This is a genomic window from Lelliottia sp. WB101 (assembly GCF_003051885.1).
GTDB classification, from domain to species: Bacteria; Pseudomonadota; Gammaproteobacteria; order Enterobacterales; family Enterobacteriaceae; genus Enterobacter; species Enterobacter nimipressuralis.
This window is the reverse complement of sequence record NZ_CP028520.1, coordinates 3,191,788-3,210,267: the sequence shown is the minus strand read 5'-3', so window position 1 is coordinate 3,210,267 and position 18,480 is coordinate 3,191,788. Positions and strand designations below refer to the sequence as shown.

17 protein-coding genes are annotated in these 18,480 nt (G+C 52.2%); 15 read left to right on the top strand and 2 right to left on the bottom strand.

Annotated features, from left to right (window positions below):
- Positions 1–206: 206 nt before the first annotated feature.
- The 3 genes from yddG to DAI21_RS15445 all read left to right on the top strand — a co-directional run bounded on the left by yddG (position 207) and on the right by DAI21_RS15445 (position 3,329).
- Positions 207–1,085, top strand: coding sequence for an aromatic amino acid DMT transporter YddG (yddG, locus tag DAI21_RS15455; protein WP_107703533.1), 879 nt, complete (start codon positions 207–209; stop codon positions 1,083–1,085).
- 623 nt (positions 1,086–1,708) lie between these two features.
- A complete protein-coding gene (ompC, locus tag DAI21_RS15450; protein WP_107703532.1) occupies positions 1,709–2,809 on the top strand; it encodes a porin OmpC in 1,101 nt (366 codons plus the stop codon).
- A gap of 79 nt (positions 2,810–2,888) precedes the next feature.
- On the top strand, positions 2,889–3,329 hold the full coding sequence (locus DAI21_RS15445) for a GFA family protein (RefSeq protein WP_100780095.1): 441 nt from the start codon (positions 2,889–2,891) through the stop codon (positions 3,327–3,329).
- Here the strand turns inward: DAI21_RS15445 and DAI21_RS15440 are convergent.
- A complete protein-coding gene (locus DAI21_RS15440) occupies positions 3,319–4,257 on the bottom strand; it encodes a LysR substrate-binding domain-containing protein (RefSeq protein WP_107703531.1) in 939 nt (312 codons plus the stop codon). The two genes, DAI21_RS15445 and DAI21_RS15440, sit on opposite strands and share 11 nt — an antisense overlap.
- Positions 4,258–4,428: 171 nt before the next feature.
- On the opposite strand from DAI21_RS15440, the gene DAI21_RS15435 reads away from it, so the two are divergent.
- The 10 genes from DAI21_RS15435 (at position 4,429) to DAI21_RS15385 (ending at position 14,605) form a co-directional block, all read left to right on the top strand.
- Complete coding sequence (locus DAI21_RS15435; RefSeq protein WP_107703530.1) at positions 4,429–5,379, top strand: branched-chain amino acid ABC transporter permease; 951 nt, start codon at positions 4,429–4,431, stop codon at positions 5,377–5,379.
- A gap of 8 nt (positions 5,380–5,387) precedes the next feature.
- Entirely contained in the window at positions 5,388–6,494 is a 1,107-nt protein-coding gene (locus tag DAI21_RS15430) for a branched-chain amino acid ABC transporter permease (RefSeq protein ID WP_100780092.1), read from the top strand.
- Positions 6,491–7,258: an ABC transporter ATP-binding protein gene (locus DAI21_RS15425; protein ID WP_107703529.1), complete on the top strand. Its 768-nt coding sequence runs from the start codon at positions 6,491–6,493 to the stop codon at positions 7,256–7,258. Before DAI21_RS15430 ends, DAI21_RS15425 begins: the two co-directional genes overlap by 4 nt.
- On the top strand, positions 7,251–7,970 hold the full coding sequence (locus DAI21_RS15420; protein WP_102103764.1) for an ABC transporter ATP-binding protein: 720 nt from the start codon (positions 7,251–7,253) through the stop codon (positions 7,968–7,970). Before DAI21_RS15425 ends, DAI21_RS15420 begins: the two co-directional genes overlap by 8 nt.
- A gap of 27 nt (positions 7,971–7,997) precedes the next feature.
- Positions 7,998–9,155, top strand: coding sequence for a branched-chain amino acid ABC transporter substrate-binding protein (locus tag DAI21_RS15415; protein ID WP_107703528.1), 1,158 nt, complete (start codon positions 7,998–8,000; stop codon positions 9,153–9,155).
- Between the two features lie 17 nt (positions 9,156–9,172).
- The gene (locus DAI21_RS15410; RefSeq protein WP_100780087.1) at positions 9,173–9,655 is read left to right on the top strand and encodes an L-2-amino-thiazoline-4-carboxylic acid hydrolase; all 483 of its coding nucleotides are present in this window, start codon (positions 9,173–9,175) and stop codon (positions 9,653–9,655) included.
- Complete coding sequence (locus tag DAI21_RS15405) at positions 9,652–10,878, top strand: Zn-dependent hydrolase (protein WP_107703527.1); 1,227 nt, start codon at positions 9,652–9,654, stop codon at positions 10,876–10,878. Before DAI21_RS15410 ends, DAI21_RS15405 begins: the two co-directional genes overlap by 4 nt.
- Before the next feature lie 256 nt (positions 10,879–11,134).
- Complete coding sequence (locus tag DAI21_RS15400) at positions 11,135–11,620, top strand: Hcp family type VI secretion system effector (RefSeq protein WP_107703526.1); 486 nt, start codon at positions 11,135–11,137, stop codon at positions 11,618–11,620.
- A 1,636-nt stretch (positions 11,621–13,256) separates the two neighbouring features.
- Positions 13,257–14,144, top strand: a complete 888-nt coding sequence (locus tag DAI21_RS15390; protein ID WP_107703524.1) for a hypothetical protein — start codon at positions 13,257–13,259, stop codon at positions 14,142–14,144.
- A gap of 11 nt (positions 14,145–14,155) precedes the next feature.
- Complete coding sequence (locus DAI21_RS15385) at positions 14,156–14,605, top strand: hypothetical protein (protein WP_107703523.1); 450 nt, start codon at positions 14,156–14,158, stop codon at positions 14,603–14,605.
- 52 nt (positions 14,606–14,657) lie between these two features.
- Here DAI21_RS15385 and DAI21_RS15380 read toward each other — a convergent pair whose 3' ends face one another.
- Positions 14,658–16,145 (bottom strand): MFS transporter, encoded by a 1,488-nt coding sequence (locus DAI21_RS15380; protein ID WP_107703522.1) that lies wholly within the window; start codon positions 16,143–16,145, stop codon positions 14,658–14,660.
- Between the two features lie 115 nt (positions 16,146–16,260).
- Here DAI21_RS15380 and DAI21_RS15375 point away from each other — a divergent pair, with 115 nt between their 5' ends.
- Together DAI21_RS15375 and DAI21_RS15370 are read left to right on the top strand one after the other, a co-directional pair.
- Positions 16,261–16,827 (top strand): TetR family transcriptional regulator, encoded by a 567-nt coding sequence (locus DAI21_RS15375; protein WP_107703521.1) that lies wholly within the window; start codon positions 16,261–16,263, stop codon positions 16,825–16,827.
- 211 nt (positions 16,828–17,038) lie between these two features.
- The gene (locus DAI21_RS15370) at positions 17,039–18,430 is read left to right on the top strand and encodes a NarK family nitrate/nitrite MFS transporter (protein WP_107703520.1); all 1,392 of its coding nucleotides are present in this window, start codon (positions 17,039–17,041) and stop codon (positions 18,428–18,430) included.
- The last annotated feature ends 50 nt before the right edge of the window (positions 18,431–18,480 follow it).

The following is an 18,480-nucleotide window of genomic DNA, read 5'->3' as shown; positions in this document are numbered from 1 at the left end:
TGTAGGAGACTTCGCGCCGCAAACTAGCAGCAAAGCCCCTGATTTTTTTGCGTCAAATCAATCTCCTCGATCTTCGCCCCCTAAATAGTCCGCTCTGGCGGCTTTGCTTAACCCTTTGTGATTAGCGGTTTGTAGATTGATTCGCGAAAACGCGGGAAAGAGTGCTATAAATTTGCCCCTGAATTTCGTTGGCGTTTGGGAAAGCAATGGACAGAAAAAGAGCAACATTGATTGGGCTGGCCGCGATTGTGCTGTGGAGCACCATGGTGGGATTAATTCGCGGCGTGAGCGAAGGACTGGGGCCTGTCGGTGGTGCGGCAATGATCTACACCCTCAGCGGTTTACTCTGTTTAGTCACCGTGGGATTCCCGACTATCAGACGCTTCTCACCGCGCTATCTTATTGCCGGCAGCGTGCTGTTTGTGAGCTATGAAATATGTCTCGCCCTTTCGCTGGGCTACGCCAGTACCCGTCATCAGGCTATCGAAGTGGGAATGGTGAATTATCTCTGGCCGAGCCTGACGATTGTGTTTGCCATTTTGTTCAATGGGCAGAAATCGACTCTGTGGATTGTGCCGGGATTATTGCTGGCCTTGCTCGGTGTCTGCTGGGTATTAGGCGGTGAGAAGGGTCTGCATATCGACGAAATAACCGCCAATGTGATCTCTAACCCGCTGAGCTATGGGCTGGCGTTTGCCGGCGCGTTTATCTGGGCGGCATACTGCACTGTCACCAGCAAATACGCTAAAGGACAGAACGGCATTACGCTGTTCGTGTTACTCACCGCGCTGGCGCTGTGGCTGAAATATCTGTTCAGCGATCAGCCGGAAATGATATTCAGCGTGCCGGTGGTGATCAAACTACTCATGTGCGGAATTGCCCTCGGATTTGGCTATGCGGCGTGGAATATCGGCATTCTGCATGGCAATGTTTCTGTGCTCGCCACCGTCTCTTATTTCACCCCGGTGCTGTCCGCGGCGCTGGCGGCTGTTCTGCTTAACGCCCCGCTCTCTTTTTCCTTCTGGCAAGGGGCGCTGATGGTCTGCGCAGGCTCGCTGCTGTGCTGGTACGCCACCCGAAAATAATTCCATTCAGGGGGAAATCTCCCCCTTCTGTTTTATCTGCATAAATAAAATGTGATCTTGCGTCAGATTATCTATTTTTCACATAGTGTTTACATTTAAACTCTGTTTATATTCCCCGCGCTCGTAACGTCTTTTTACATTCTTATTGACATAAACTGACACCGTACTGAGATTAATAAACGCCTATTAATCGCCCCGGATATAGCCGAACACGCAATAGTTTATGACTGAATATTTCAGTAATGCTCGCCTGTTCTCGCAGCAAATGACTCATAACCATTTGATTCTTCGTTATCACCCTTCATTAAATTGCGTTAATTCATCTATAATTACGGTTAATTCCTCAATGAAATTAAAACCATCGATAATTATATTGGCAATAACTATAAATATTAGAAAATACTCAATTACCGAATAATAAATAATCAAATCCGCGGAATATTGGCCGTTTTATCAGACACCGGTCACACTAATTGAAATTATCAGCAATAAATTGAAACTTATTATTGAAATGCGGCTACAACATTTCTAAAAATAGCATGCCATTGACGAACGACCTCGTTTAGAAATCGTTTATTAATGGCTCAGGAAATGCCCAAAAGAAAATTATAAGGATTATTAAAATGAAACTTAAATTAGTTGCAGTGGCAGTGACTACTCTGTTGGCAGCAGGCGCGGTAAACGCGGCTGAAGTCTTTAACAAAGACGGTAACAAACTGGATCTGTACGGTAAAGTAACAGGTCTGCACTACTTCTCTGACGACACCGACAATGACGGTGACAAAACTTACGTGCGTCTGGGCTTTAAAGGCGAAACTCAGATCAACGACCAGATGACCGGTTACGGTCAGTGGGAATATGAGTTCAAAGGCAACAACGACGAATCCAACGGCGACGAAGGCAACAAAACTCGTCTGGCGTTCGCGGGCCTGAAATTCAACGAATTTGGTTCTTTCGACTACGGTCGTAACTACGGCGTAGCCTACGACATCGGCGCATGGACCGACGTTCTGCCGGAATTCGGCGGTGACACCTGGACTCAGACTGACGTCTTCATGACCGGCCGTACGACCGGCGTGGCAACATACCGTAACAATGACTTCTTCGGTCTGGTTGACGGCCTGAACTTTGCGGCCCAGTACCAGGGTAAAAACGATCGTACCAACGATAATACCTACGGCGCTGACATCACCAAAGCGAACGGCGATGGCTGGGGTCTGTCCTCAACTTATGAATTCGACGGTTTTGCAGTAGGTGCAACCTATGCAAAATCTGACCGTACTGATGCGCAGGTTCGCGCAGCGGCAATCAACTCTCTGAATGCGTCCGGTGACAATGCAGAAGTTTGGGCTGCGGGTCTGAAATACGATGCGAACAACATCTACCTGGCGACTACATATTCCGAAACGCGTAACATGACGACGTTCGGTAAAGACTACATTTCGAACAAAGCACAGAACTTCGAAATGGTTGCACAGTACCAGTTCGACTTCGGTCTGCGTCCGTCCGTGGCTTACCTGAAATCCAAAGGTAAAGACATCGAAAATTACGGCGACCAGGATCTGGTTGAATACATCGAAGTGGGCGCAACCTACTACTTCAACAAAAACATGTCTACCTACGTTGATTACAAAATCAACCTGCTGGACGACAACAAATTCACCAACGATGCGAAAATCGCGACCGACAACATCGTTGCACTGGGTCTGACTTACCAGTTCTAAGTGTTTGTCTGTTAAAAAAGCCAGCCCTCGTGGCTGGCTTTTTTTATCGCAGTCCACTGGCGTGATAAAGGAGTACGCCATGCACCTCTATACCGGACGCTGCCTGTGTGGAATGAGCCACTTTAGCGTCAACATCGAGGCCCTCGACGTCTATGCCTGTCACTGTACGATGTGTCAGAAATGGTCGGGCGGCATCGCGATGTATCTGGAAACTCAGGGCGAACCCATCGTGGAAGACGGTTCGATCTCCCCTTCGCACTTCTCGTCGTCTGTGCGCGGCGAACGCTGGTTCTGCCCCGGCTGCGGCTGCCCGCTGTGGTTTGAGCTTACCCCCACTGGCCGCTATTTTGTCCCCTGGACGCTGCTTGAGCTGAGTGAAGATGAACGCCGTCGCCTGGTTCTGGCCGCCGAGATCTACACCGAAACGCAGCCCGCATTCTGGCGTCTCACCGGACAATACGCCCGATTCAGTGGCACCGAGATCGAAGCGCTGGATAAAAACTGCTCGTTTACACCGTAGCGCTGACCGCCGCGCGCCTGAGCCAGGCTTGCAGCAACTTGCCATCTTCGGTCATATCCGAATCCTGACGGACGCACAGGTAATAATCGCGCCCGTCATCGATTGGCGCATCAAAGATTTTCACCAGCTCGCCGCTCTCAAGATAGGGCGCGATCAGCGGCTCGCGCATCAACGCGCAGCCCAGCCCGGCCTGCACACCCGCCAGCGTCAGTAAGCCATCCTCAAACAGCGGGCCGCTCTTGCGCGCAGGCCGTTTAACGCCCTGCTGGATAAACCACTGTTGCCAGGTGCTGCGCTCTTCATCGTGCAGCAGGGGCATCTGGAGCAGCTGTTCCGGTGTATCCATATGGCCGTGGACGCGTAAAAACGCCCGGCTGCACACCGGCACCATCTGACCTGAAATCAGTTTTTCACTCTGATACCCCGCCCACTGGCCGTTACCAAAGCGAATCGACATATCCGACGCATCGCTCAGATAGTTGCGATGGTTGGCATACACCACGTTAATTTCCGTCTGCGGATTGGCGCGCATAAACGCAGGCAGGCGCGGAATAAACCAGCCCATACCGAATAGCGGAATCAGGCTGATGGTCACCTGACGGGTTTGGGCCTGCTCCACCAGGTGCTCCGTCGCCTGACGCAGCACGTTGAACGCCGCGCGAATAGAGCGGTAATAGTCGCGTCCCTGCTGGCTCAGGACCAGCCTGCGCCCATGGCGCTCTGTGAGCGGCATTTGTAGATACCCTTCCAGCACTTTGAGCTGATGGCTAACGGCAGACGGCGAGATCGCCATCTCCTGCGCGGCCAGCGTCACGCTCCCCAGCCGGGCAATCGCCTCAAAGGCGCGCACGGCACGCAGGGGCGGATCGTTCGCCAGACGGCTTTCGGCATAAGCAGGCAGCTGTAGTGATTGTTCTGTTTTATTCATATGTTGATTTTAGGGCCGTAATTTCGCTCAGATGACGTTTCACTATTCTCTTTAAAATCATCGCGATAAATCAATCTCGAATTATCATAAGAAATAATATATGCGTATTTTACAATTTAATTCAATTATTGGATGTTACCCGCTGAAAGAGCAATCTGTCGGGTAATAACGTTGGACACACTGATACAACAACTGATTAATGGCGTGATGCTGGGCAGCATCTACGCGCTGATCGCGCTGGGCTATACCATGGTGTATGGCATTTTGCGCATTATTAACTTTGCCCACGGCGACATTTTGATGGTCGGCGCGCTTACCACGCTGTCGGCCCTGAACGCGCTGAACAGCACCTTCCCGCATATGCCTCAGCTGCTACAGCTCGGCTTCGCGCTGGTTGTCGCCATGGCGGTCTGTGCCCTGCTGGCGATGGCTGTGGAGCGCTTCGCCTATCGACGCCTGCGCAACGCGCCGCGTCTGGCGCCGCTGATCTCCGGGATTGGCGTTTCGGTGTTGCTGCAAACCGTGGCGATGATTATCTGGAGCCGCAACCCGCTGATGTTCCCGCAAATTCTGCCGATGGACGCGATTGCCGTCACCTCCGGCAGTGCGAACCATCCCCCGGCGATCATTACCGTCACCGGCATTGTCACGGTATCGCTGGCACTGGCGGTGATGATCGGCCTGTGGCTGCTTGTGGAATACACCCGTCTCGGGCGCGGGATGCGCGCGGTGGCGGAAAACCCGCGCGTGGCCACGCTGATGGGGGTCAATCCCAACGCCATTATCACGCTGACTTTCGCCATCGGCGGCATTTTCGCCGCGCTCGCAGGCGTAATGATGGCGAGTAACTACGGCAACGCCAGTTTTTCGATGGGCTTTTTGCCCGGCATTAAAGCGTTCACCGCCGCGGTTCTGGGCGGAATCGGCAATATTCGCGGCGCGATGATCGGCGGGATCCTGCTTGGGATCATTGAATCGCTGGGCGCGGGCTATCTGGGTGAACTCACCCACGGCGTGTTTGGCAGTAACTACCAGGACGTCTTTGCGTTCATCGTGCTGATTCTGGTGCTGGTGTTCCGCCCGGCCGGTCTGCTGGGCGAACGCGTGGCGCACAGGGCGTAGGGAAAACTATGACAACAACATCATTACAGGCACCCGCCTCGCAGCGCCGCTTCTGGTCCGGCATGACCCTGTTCGTCCTCGCCCTGCTGATCGCCCCCGTGGTGGCAAGCCAGCTCGGCGGCAACTACTGGGTGCGCGTTATCGACTTCGCTCTGCTGTATATCATGCTGGCGCTCGGGCTGAACATTGTCGTGGGGTACACCGGCCTGCTGGATATGGGCTTCATCGCGTTTTATGCCGTCGGCGCGTACCTTGCGGCGCTGCTGGCGTCCCCGCATCTGCTGGAGACGTTCCCCCTTCTCGCCGTCTGGTTCCCGGACGGGCTGCACACCTCTTACCTGCTGATTATTCCGCTGGCGGCGCTGGTCGCGGCGGTGTGCGGGATTATTCTGGGCGCGCCCACGCTCAAATTGCGCGGCGATTATCTGGCGATTGTCACCCTCGGTTTTGGGGAGATCATCCGTATTCTGATGCGTAACCTCGACCGCCCGGTGAACATCACCAACGGCGCAAAAGGCATTACCGGCGTCGATACGCTCAATCTGTTTGGCCTGAAGTTCAGCGGCGTATACCACTGGTTCGGCATGAAAGTCCCGGCCCTGTGGCTGTGGTATTACCTGCTGATGCTGGTGATCGTGCTGATTATTTTTGTCTGCCTGCGCCTGCAACATTCGCGCATTGGCCGCGCATGGCACGCCATACGTGAAGACGAAGATGTGGCCCGCGCGATGGGTATCAACGTGCGTAACTACAAACTGCTGGCCTTTGCGATGGGTGCCTCTTTTGGCGGCGTGGCGGGAGCGCTGTTTGGCGCGTTCCAGGGCTTCGTGTCGCCGGAATCCTTCACCCTTCAGGAATCCATTGCCGTGCTGGCGATGGTGGTGCTCGGCGGGATGGGTCACATCCCTGGCGTGATCCTTGGCGCAGTGCTGCTCACCGCCCTGCCGGAGATCCTGCGCAGCCAGGCCGCACCCGTTCAGCAGGCGCTGTTCGGCACCGTACTGATCGACCCGGAAATCCTGCGTCAGCTGTTCTACGGCCTGGCGCTGGTGCTGGTGATGCTGCTGCGCCCATCCGGGATCTGGCCGGTTCGCCACAAGGAGGTCAAGGCATGAGCCTGCTCACCGTTCGCAATATGTCTAAACGCTTTGGCGGCCTGACCGCCGTGGACGATGTTTCGCTCTCCATCAATCAGGGCGAAATCTACGGTTTGATCGGCCCTAACGGCGCAGGGAAAACCACCTGTTTTAACCTCATTACCGGTCTGTATCCGGCGGACAGCGGCGAGTTTTCGATTGCCGACAAGCCCTATTTTCCGAAGCAGATCGACAAAGTAACGGCTGCCGGGATCGCCCGCACGTTCCAGAACGTGCGTCTGTTCAACGAGATTTCGGTGCTGGAAAACGTGATGGTCGGACGCCATGTGCGCACCCGCAACGGCTTGTGGGCCGCGCTTACGCGTCACAAACGGGCACGCGCCGAAGAAGCGCAAACCCGCGAGCTGGCCTGGCACTGGCTGGAGTACACCGGCATCGCCAGATTCGCCCATTATCGCGCCTGCGATCTGGCCTACGGACATCAGCGTCGGCTGGAAATCGCCCGCGCGCTGGCGACCGACCCGCTGCTGCTGGCCCTCGACGAACCGGCTGCTGGCATGAATGCGGCTGAGAAAAACGCCCTTGGCGAACTGCTCATCCGCATTCGTGACGATGGCAAAACCCTGCTGATGATTGAGCACGACGTGAAGCTGGTGATGGGGATCTGCGATCGCCTGACGGTGCTTGATTACGGCAAAACGCTGGCCGTCGGCACACCCGATACCGTTCGGCGTGACCCGGCGGTGATCGCCGCCTGGCTTGGAGGCAACGCCCATGTCTGAGTTACTGAAAGTCGAACGTCTTGACGTGCATTACGGCGGGATTCAGGCGGTACGCGATGTGTCTTTCACCCTGCAAGAAGGCGAACAGGCGACGCTGATTGGCGCTAACGGAGCGGGAAAAAGCTCAACCGTACGCGCCATCACCGGGCTGGAAAACTTCGGCGGCACTATTGCGTTTAACGGCCAGCCGGTGCGTAAACGCAAAGCCGAAGCACTGCTTCGAGACGGGCTGGTGATGGTTCCGGAAGGTCGCGGCATCTTTGCGCGCATGACGGTGCTGGAGAATTTACAGATGGGAGCCTGGCTGCGTCGTGACACGGCCAATGTGAAAGCCGAAATGGACGAGATTTTCGACCGTTTCCCGCGCCTCGGTGAGCGTCAACATCAGCTCGCTGGGCTGCTTTCAGGCGGTGAACAGCAGTTGCTGGCGCTGAACCGCGCCCTGCTCAGCCAGCCGCGCCTGCTGATTCTCGATGAGCCGTCCATGGGGCTGGCGCCGAAGATGGTCGAGAACATTTTTCAGGTTATTAAAGGGCTGCGTGAGCGCGGCGTGGCCCTGCTGCTGATTGAACAAAACGCCCGGCTGGCGCTGGAAGTGACGGATAGCGCCTGGGTGATGGACAGCGGCAGCATTGTGCATCACGGCGACTCGAAAGCGATGCTCAATGACGATCAGATTGCACAAATTTATTTGGGCGAAATGCCCGTTTAACACACCAACCAACACCAGGGAAATATAATGAAAACCGTAAAAATCAGTGCGCTCAGCGCCGCTCTTCTGCTTAGTGGTTTTGCCTCTTCCGCGTCATGGGCGGCGGAAAGCGAAACCGTGGTCATCGGCCTTGCAGGCCCGCTTACCGGCCCGTCGGCACGTATCGGCAAAGATCTGGAGAACGGCGCGCAGCTGGCGATTGACGATATCAACAAACAGCATCCAACCATCGGCGGCAAAGCAGTGACCTTCAAACTGCAGTCCGAAGATGATCAGTCCGATCCGCGCACCGCGGTGGCTGTCGCTCAGCGTCTGGTCGATAGCGGCGTCGCGGGCGTAGTCGGCCACTGGAATACCGGTACCAGTATTCCCGCAGCGCGGGTGTATCACGATGCCGGTATCGCCCAGGTAGCGCCCGTCGCCACCGGTCACGCCTATACCAAACAGGGTTTTGACACCAGTTTCCGCGTGATGGGCCACGACGATGACGGTGGTCAGTTCGCAGGCGAATACGCGGTGAACACACTGAAAGCCAAGCGCATCGCGGTGATCGACGACCGTACCGCGTTCGGCCAGGGGCTGGCGGATGAATTTATCAAATCGCTGGAGGCGCAGGGCGTGAAGATCGTCGACCGCCAGTACGTTGACGACAAAACCGTGGACTTTAGCGCCGTTTTAACCGCCATTCGCAGCAAAAACGCCGATCTGGTGTTCTTCGGCGGCGTTGATAGTCAGGCCGCGCCGCTGGCGCGTCGTATCAAACAGCTGGGCATGAACGCCACGCTGATGGGCGCAGGCGGTTTTGTCAGCCAGACCTTCCTGCAGCTGGCACAGAAAGAAGGCGAAGGTGTTGTCGCGCTGGAGCCAGGTCTGCCGGTCGATCAGATGCCAGGCGGTAAAGCCTTTGAGCAGGCGTATCAGTCGCGCTACCACACCTATATCGAACTGCATGCGCCGTTCGCCTATGACGCCACCCGCGTGCTGGTTGCCGCCATGGAAAAAGCTAACTCTGTCGATCCGGCTGAATATCTGCCCGCCCTGCGCGCCATCAGCTATTCCGGCGTCACCGGCCAGATCGCCTTTGACGCACAGGGCAACCTGAAATCCCCGTCCTTTACCGTCTACAAAGTGGTCGATGGCAAATGGCAGCCGCAAACCGTTCTGGGCGGCGCAAAAACGAAGTAACGCAGTGAGGCAATGTGATGAGTGATAACAATGAGCTGGGCATTCTCGCCCGCCGCAAAATAGAAGCAGAAATTATTAAACCTATTTACGAAATCCTGGTGCGCGAAATAGGGAAAGCCCGCGCCCAGGCGGTAATTGGGGAAGCCATCGAACAGGCGGCGATTGACGCAGGGGCACATTTTGCCCGTCAGGAGCCGAACGGCGCGGATGTGAAGAGTTTTATCGCCCTGCAATATCTCTGGGAGAAAGACAACGCGCTGGACGTGAAAGTGATCGACGCCGACGACCAGCAGTACAACTATAACGTCACCCGCTGTCGGTATGCCGAGATGTATCACGAAATGGGGCTGGGCGAGATCGGTCACTTGCTGTCGTGCGCCCGCGATGAGAAATTCATCGTCGGCTACGCGCCGGACGTCGAACTGACGCGCACCACCACCATCATGCAGGGCGGAAAATGCTGTGATTTCCGCTACCACACGAAAAAGGACAAAGCATGATCCACATCGATGCGCAGCGGCTTTGGTCCACGCTCGGGATGATGGCGCAGATCGGCGGCACGCCCGCCGGTGGCGTAACGCGTCTGGCGCTGAGCGACGAAGATCGTATTGCCCGCAACCTGCTGCGCGACTGGGCGCGGGAAGCGGGTTTTACCTGCGACGTCGACAGCATGGGCAACATGTTTATTCGCCGCGCCGGGAAAAACCGCGCCCTGCCACCGGTGATGACCGGCTCGCATGTGGATTCCCAGCCACTGGGCGGAAATTACGACGGGATCTACGGCGTGCTGGCCGGGCTGGAAGTTCTGCGCACCCTCAACGATCATCACGTGGAAACCGAGCGCGACATCGTGCTGGTGAACTGGACGAACGAAGAAGGCGCGCGTTTCGCCCCGGCGATGCTGGCATCCGGCGTCTGGTCCGGGCAATTTAGCGAAGAGTACGCCCTCGCTCGTACGGATAACGCAGGCATAACCGTAGGCGAAGCGCTGGAGGCTATCGGCTATCGCGGCACCCTGCCTGCGCGCGCGTTTCCGGTTCACGCCTGCTACGAGCTGCATATAGAACAGGGACCGATTCTGGAAGATGAGGCTATCGATATCGGACTGGTGCGCGCCGCGATGGGCCAACGCTGGTTTACCCTGACGCTGGACGGTTTTGCCGCGCACGCAGGGACGACGCCGATGCACAGCCGTCGCGATGCGTTAACCGCCTTCGCTGAACTGGCGCTGATGGTCGAAGAGATTGGTTATCAGCACAAACCGGACGGCCGCGCGACCATCGGCATGGCGCAGATAACCCCAAATTCGCGCAACGTCGTGCCGTCGCGTGTGGTGTGCAGCGTGGAGTTCCGCCATCCGCAAAGCGACGTGCTGGAAGCGATGGAAGCCGCGCTGCGTGAGGCGGCGCAAGGACTGGCCACACGAGGGGTTACGGCAAAGGTCGAACGAATCTTCGACTACGCGCCTATCGCCTTCGACGAGCAGTGTCTTATGCGCAGTGAAAAAGCGGTCGAAGCCCTCAGCTATTCATCAAAACCGATGGTCTCCGGCGCCGGGCACGACACCTGCTACATCAGCAAAATCGCCCCGGCCAGCATGATCTTTATTCCCTGCGAAAAAGGCATCAGCCACAACGAAGCGGAAAACATTCTGCCGGAGTGGTCTAAGAAAGGGGCGAATGTCCTGTTGCACAGTGTACTGAGTGCGGCGCAGGAGAAATAATTCGTGAAAAAACGCCCGGTAAGCGCAACGCTACCGGGCGTTTTTTATGCCTGCTCAACCCTCTTCCTCTCTATTCCAGCGAAACGCCCCATAACGGTCGCTTTTGATTATGAATGCGGTAGATAAAGCATCTCTCTCATTTATTCTTATTTTATATTGCCTGCCAATAATGAACGGTGAATAATCGCTCAACGTTTCGCTAAAATATACGTAGTGAAACATCTATAAATGGAATGAATATAAAGGGATGAATCATATGGCCGGATTAGTTTATCTGTCGCTTGTCGGCGAAATGCAGGGATTAATTTCTTCAGGATGTTTGAGTCAGGCATCTGTCGGTAATAAAGCGCAAGTTGCGCACAGCGATCAAATTCTTATTTATTCTCTCTCCCATTCCCTTTCTCGGCAAAGAAACGTTAATCATCATCATGTCAGTATCGTTAAGCCACTTGATAAATCCTCGCCACTGCTGGCCAAAGCCATCACGGATAACGAGTCCCTCAGCTGTGTATTCGATTTTTACCGTACCGATAAAGCAGGCCGTATGGAGTGTTATTACCAGTTAAAGCTGACAGATGCGCGGATTGCTGAGCTGGACTTACATATCCCCCACTCAGTCACTCAGAACGGAAAAGAAGCCCAGGAGACAATCTCATTTAGCTATAAATCTATTGGCTGGGAACATATCAATGCTGGGACCAGTACGTACAGCCTTTGGGAAGAAAACATATTCCAGGGATAGCAGTTATATGAACAGTTACGATTCATCAAGAGATACCGGCTGGTCTGGCTATGTGGGAGAACTGCTGCGGGGACAACCGCCCATTAATCAGTTGATCCCCACTCATCCTTATATCGATACCCTACCCCAAATGGAAAAGGTGCTGGAGAGAAACTCCCCATGCTTGAATGAAGTACTGAAGCCTCCATTCAGGTCTAGGCCCTTTTTTTCATGGATTACTAATTAGGTTACTCATGATCATTAAAATATTAAATAAAATAGCATTTACGATAATTTCCATTCTACTCATTATAATACTAGGCTTCCTTTTTTATCTTTCCATTAATATACCGTATCATGACTTCATGTTGTTTTTTAGCAATAGCGATTTTTTTTGGTTTGATGGCCGACATCTGGCAATGATGTCATTCACTCCGTGCCTGATATATGCCATTGTAATGATTTCATGTGTTCCATTTACTAAAGATAATAAGGTGCCTAAGGCATTTAATTATTCAGGAAATCTGCTTGCGTTGGTATCGATAATGTTCTTAGTTCTATTTAATATAATATCATTATTTGTTTATTTTTATATCATCTTCATGAGTTCTTATCAGATATGCAAGGAAACTCCGATGTTGTCCCACTATTTTGCAACTGATCCCGCTATCTGCAAGACTATCGTAAATCATGATTTAAATTATAAATAGACAAGCTCGACAACTATCAAAGAAAAATGAGTTATATTACGGACTTGATTTATTCCGCGTTCAAAAAGGCATGGATGATGAACATTAATATTTTAAAGAGAACATGGTCATTCATTAGATGTATTATTGTGATTACAATCTCGAGTGTGATCATTTCGTACTCCATTGATATACCTTTTCATGATTTGATGCTATTTTTCGGGGGGAATGGTTACTTTTGGTTCGATGGACGGCATCTTTCACTCATATCATCCATACCAGCTTTTATTTACCTTAGTCTAATGATGGCTACAGTTCCATTCACGAAGGATAACCAAATACCAAAATCATTTTATTACTGGGGAAATGTACTGGGACTTATCTCACTCGTAATATTTATGTTGTCTAGCATATTATCATTGATGACCTATTTTTATATTGGTTATTTCACTCCTTACCAGTTGTGTAAGGAACCATCTACGTATTCTCATTACTTTGCCAAAGATCCAGCAATCTGCAAAACCATCGTAAACCGTGAGTTAAATTAACAGATTTTTATTACATAGACTACACCCGGAAATCCTGTTGCCGGGTGTAGTCTTACCCCTGCCCACACAATCATGACAGTATTCGGACACAATTATTACCAGTATTACTACGACGCGACTAAATACCCGCAAGGGAAGCGATGAATGGTAATCAGGATCAGAAGTTAATTCTTCTTATCTATAATAGGTATATCCATAAAAAATATCTTCTTTGATGATTAATGCGGAATATTTATTACCTTATTCATTTTCGATTCATTCATATTGCCAAATAAAAAATCATGATGAATAATTCTGTAGTGTGTTCACAGGAGTATCACTAACCAACGATATATAAATATTGTGAATGGATAAGAATGCATAACATGACTAAGAGCATAGTTTCGCAATAATCAGGAAACATTTTCCAGGGAACAAATTATGAATAATTACGATTCATCACGAGATACTACATGGTCTGGCTATGTCGGAGAACTGCTGCGGGGGCAACAACCGATTAATCAGTTGCTCCCCACTCATCCCTATATCGATACCCTACCCCAAATGGAAAAGTTGCTGGAGAAAAACACCCAATACTTCATGTTGCTGACCATAGAGGAAGCGCGAGGCATTTTGAGCGATCTTATAGGTCAGACGGATGATTTCCTTTCATATAAAATCGGTGCTGGCAATTTCAAAGACATCTGGGACGGAGCATTCAGTAGCAGTAGATTCTCAACTTATCTGAATGAAGCTAACCAGTTACGCTTTAATCTCAAGAGCATAGGGATCAGAGCTAAAACCTGTCGATACGGTGGAGTAACCTATATAAAAATCAGTGGGTACCCGAGCCTGCGTCGCATCCTGAACGGTACCCGCTATCGCGCGAATAATCTGCAACTGCTGGAACTGGGCATTGGTTGGCGTGGTCTAGGATATAACTTGTATCAAGGTGCTAAGTTCTGTGTTTATTTCTCACTTGCTTTCAGGGCAGTAGAGTTAATATTCAAAAACGAATATACGCTGGTGGATTTCTTTGGTGATATTATAGCAGATGCGCCTAAAACAATCATTTCAGCTGTTGTCATTGGTACGATTGGGCTTGTTTTAACATTATCGAGCATTCCAGTAATTCTAACCACCCTATTGCTGATTATCGCAGGAGTATACTTAAATAAAAAATTAAATGAATTAGATAAGCATAATGGATGGTCTGAAAAGTTAAAATTTATGATTAGAGAGGTACTGATACAAGAACAAAAAATACAAGAATGGAATAATATGCATATGAGTTCTGGCTTATCTAATGCATTTCCATTCTCTTATTAAAAGGAAACGTCATGTTTATTAAGGTTATGAAAAAAATTGCCTTTACCATTCCCATACTTTTGTGTATTGCATTCTTTATTGAAATTATCCGCTATTCAATCGTAATCCCTTATCATGACTTAATGCTTTTTTTTAGCGATAGTGATTTTTTTTGGTTTGATGGGAGGCATTTAGCTATGCTTGCAGGTGTACCTGCTTTAGCATATGGGATTATTATAATGGCTTTTGTACCATTCACAAAAGACAATAAAGCGCCTAAGAGATTTGATTACTCAGGAAATCTTTTAGGGTTGGTTTCAATAATATTCCTGGTGTTATTTAATATATCGTCACTATTGATTTATTTGTACATTTCCTTTTTCACCCCTTATCAAATATGCAAGGAGCCTCCAATGTTATCCCACTATTTTGCAACTGATCCCGCTATCTGCAAGACCATCGTAAATCATGATCTAAGTTAATATAAAATATCTAACACAGAAAAACCCGGTAACTCTGTTACCGGGTTTAATGTTACTTCTGCTCCACCCTCGCCAGACTAAACCATATCCCGCACGCCAATATCATCAGCATGGCACCGGCGCTGCCAAGGGCGACGCTGTGCGAGGTGATAAACGCGGCTTTAGCGGCTTCAATCGTCGCGTCTGCCAGCGTCGGCGTGAGTTCTTGCGCAACTTTGACCGCTTCACCAATCGACGAAGAGGCTTTGTCGGCAAGCGTGGCGCTCAGCCCCTGCGGCAGCTCGATAGAGGCCGAGAAGCTGCGGGTAAGCATCAGGCCAAAAATCGCGATCCCAAGACCGGCGCCTAACTCGTAGGACATCGTTTCGATGGCCCCTGCCGCGGCCGCTTTTTCCTTCGGCGCGGCGGCCATGATCGCGGAAGTCGATGCCAGCAGCGCACTCGCAGCGCTAAAACCGAGCAGCACCATCAGGCTCCACGCCTGCCACTGCTGAGTGCTGAAATCGAGCATCGATAGCCCGATAAAGCTCACCGCGCTTAGCCCCATGCCGCCTGCCGCGACCAGTCGCAAACCGAGTTTTCCGACCAGCACGCCCGCAATCGGCCCGCTGAATCCGCTGGCGACCATCAGCGGCAGCATAAACATGCCCGCCTCAAACGGCGTAAAACCGTGCACAAACTGCAGCTCCTGCGCCATCAGCAGTTCAAAGCCCACCAGCGCGATCATCGCAGTCATCGCCATCACCACGCCACTCAAAATAATGCGGTGGCAGAACAGGCGCATGTCGATCATCGGTTTGCTGGCTCGCAGCTGAATACGCACGAAGATGAACAGCATCACCGCACCGGTGAGCAACGTTGTCGCCACGATAGCCGGTGAAAGTGTGCCCTTCAGCGCCGTTTTCGCGCTGTAAACCAGCAGCAGAATTGCCACGATCAGCATTAACGCGTGCGAAATGTTCAGCGTCTGCTCCGGGCGTCCCTGCTGTTTCGGCACAAAACGCGCCGCCAGTGCCACCACGATCACCACGATCGGCACGTTGATCAAAAATACCGATCCCCAGTAGAAGTGCTCCAGCAGCAGGCCGCCCACCAGCGGGCCAAACGCCGCTCCGCCGGAACCGACCGCAGCCCAGACACCTAACGCGATATTGCGATGACGCGCTTCGACAAACAGCGTACGGATCCCCGCAAGCGTCGCCGGGATAATCATCGCCGCACCAATCGCCAGCGTCGCGCGGGCGGCAATCAGCCAGGCCGCGGACGGGGCAAACGCAGCCGCCAGTGACGACAGTCCGAACAGGATACTGCCGAGCATCAGCAGCTTTTTAAAGCCGATACGATCCCCGAGCGCGCCCATCGGCAGCACCATGCCCGCCATCACCAGCGAGTAAATATCAATAATCCACAGCAATTCGTTACCGCTGGCCCCGAGCGTCATACTCAGCGTTGGCGCGGCCACATGCAGTACCGTTGCGTCAATCGCGACCGGAATATACACCAGCACGATAATCACTAACGCTAACCACTTTTGAAACATAAATTTCCCTTTCACACTAATCTGGACACGCGTCCAGGATGCGATCCTACGGAAAGTTGAACGCGTGTCCAGCTTTTTGTTACACTCGTTTCGTCGCCATTGAGAGTGAGAGAACATGAGCTATTTGAGCAAGGATGAACGACGGGAAGATATCCTACAGGCCGCGATGCGCGTCGCGTTAAACGAAGGGTTCAGCGCCATGACGGTGCGGCGCATTGCGGGCGAAGCGGGTATTGCCTCCGGCCAGGTCCATCACCATTTCGCCAGCGCCGGAGAGCTGAAAGCATTGGCCTTCGTGCGTCTGATCCGCGAACTGCTCGATGCCGAGGTGGTGGGCGACTGTCGCCATCGTCTGCGCGCCATGCTTGGCAGCGATGAGGGTGTGTTCGAGCCATATATTCGTCTGTGGCGGGAAGCGCAGATCCTCGCGAGCCGCGATCCGGACATTAAAAGCGCCTATGTGATGACCATGGAAATGTGGCATCAGGATACCGTCGCCATTATCCGTCAGGGCGCCGAAGAAAAGGTATTTACACTCTCAGACCGCCCCGAAAATATCGCCTGGCGATTGATAGGTTTAGTCTGCGGACTGGACGGTATCTACGTGTTAAATATGCCCGAAATGGATGACGACGCATTTAATAAACATCTTGATAAATTAATTTCTCTGGAATTGTTTTAATACTCCTAATTGAGTATTTAAAACCGCGATTTTTTACAATTAGTAACACATAAAGCGAATCATCTCTCATCTCGTAAACTCAGGGATTCGCTTTCTTATCTATCCTTTCAGAAGCATCTGAATAATTCCAAAAACCTTAATCGTATAACGTCAGCCATCTGACTGTTTTCACTTCTCTTTTCTGTTTTTTACGGGTAAGTACGAGGGCGATATGTCACAACAAAGTGAGAAGAATAATCATTATCTTTTAAATAACTGGAAACCGGAAAACGCGGCATTTTGGGAGAATAAAGGTAAACACATCGCGCGACGAAATCTTTGTATATCCGTCGCTTGTCTGCTACTGGCCTTCTGCGTGTGGATGTTATTCAGCGCGGTTGCGGTCAATCTCAATAAAGTCGGCTTTAATTTCACCACCGATCAGCTTTTCATGTTAACCGCATTACCTTCTCTTTCTGGCGCAATATTACGCGTGCCCTATTCCTTTATGGTGCCGATATTTGGCGGACGTTACTGGACAATATTAAGCACCGTTATTCTGATTATTCCCTGCGTGTGGCTGGGGATCGCCGTGCAGAATAGCGCCACGCCCTACTGGGTGTTTATCATCATCGCCCTGCTGTGCGGATTTGCCGGTGCGAACTTTGCCTCCAGCATGGGCAACATCAGCTTTTTCTTCCCGAAAGCAAAACAAGGCAGCGCGCTGGGCATTAACGGCGGGCTGGGTAATCTCGGCGTCAGCGTGATGCAGATGGTGGCTCCGGCGGTGATCTTCCTGCCGATGTTTGCGTTTCTCGGCGTCCATGGCGTACCGCAGGATGACGGTTCCGTGCTGTCGCTGGCTAACGCCGCGTGGATCTGGGTGCCGCTACTGATTATTGCCACTCTCGCCGCCTTTTTCGGCATGAATGATATTGCCAGCTCGAAAGCCTCGATTGCCAGCCAGTTGCCGGTGCTGAAACAGCCGCACCTGTGGTTGCTAAGCCTGCTCTATCTGGCGACGTTTGGCTCTTTTATTGGTTTCTCCGCAGGCTTTGCGATGCTCGCCAAAACCCAGTTTCCTGATGTGAACATTCTCCATCTCGCCTTCTTCGGCCCGTTGATCGGGGCGCTGGCGCGCTCGGCGGGTGGCGTGGTGTCGGACAAACTCGGCGGTGTGCGCGTAACGCTGGTGAACTTTATCCTGATGGCCGCCTTCAGCGCCCTGCTGTTCCTGACGCTCCCCGGCTCCGGTTCCGGCAATTTCACCGCGTTCTATTTGGTGTTTATGGGCCTGTTCCTGACCGCCGGTTTAGGCAGCGGCTCTACCTTCCAGATGATCGCGGTGATCTTCCGCCAGATCACGATTTATAACGTCAAGCTGCGCGGCGGCACGGAAGAGCAAGCCCAGCAGGAAGCGGTGTCAGATACCGCGGCGGCGCTCGGGTTTATCTCCGCCATCGGCGCGGTCGGCGGCTTTTTCATTCCTAAAGCCTTCGGTACCTCGCTGGCGATGACCGGTTCCCCCGTCGGCGCAATGAAGGTCTTTTTGGTGTTCTATATTGTCTGCGTGTTTGTCACCTGGCTGGTGTATGGCCGTCGGCAGAAACACGTCAAATCATAACTATTCCGTTCAACACTTTTGTGAGCAGTGTAACCACGGGGTGGGCGTCG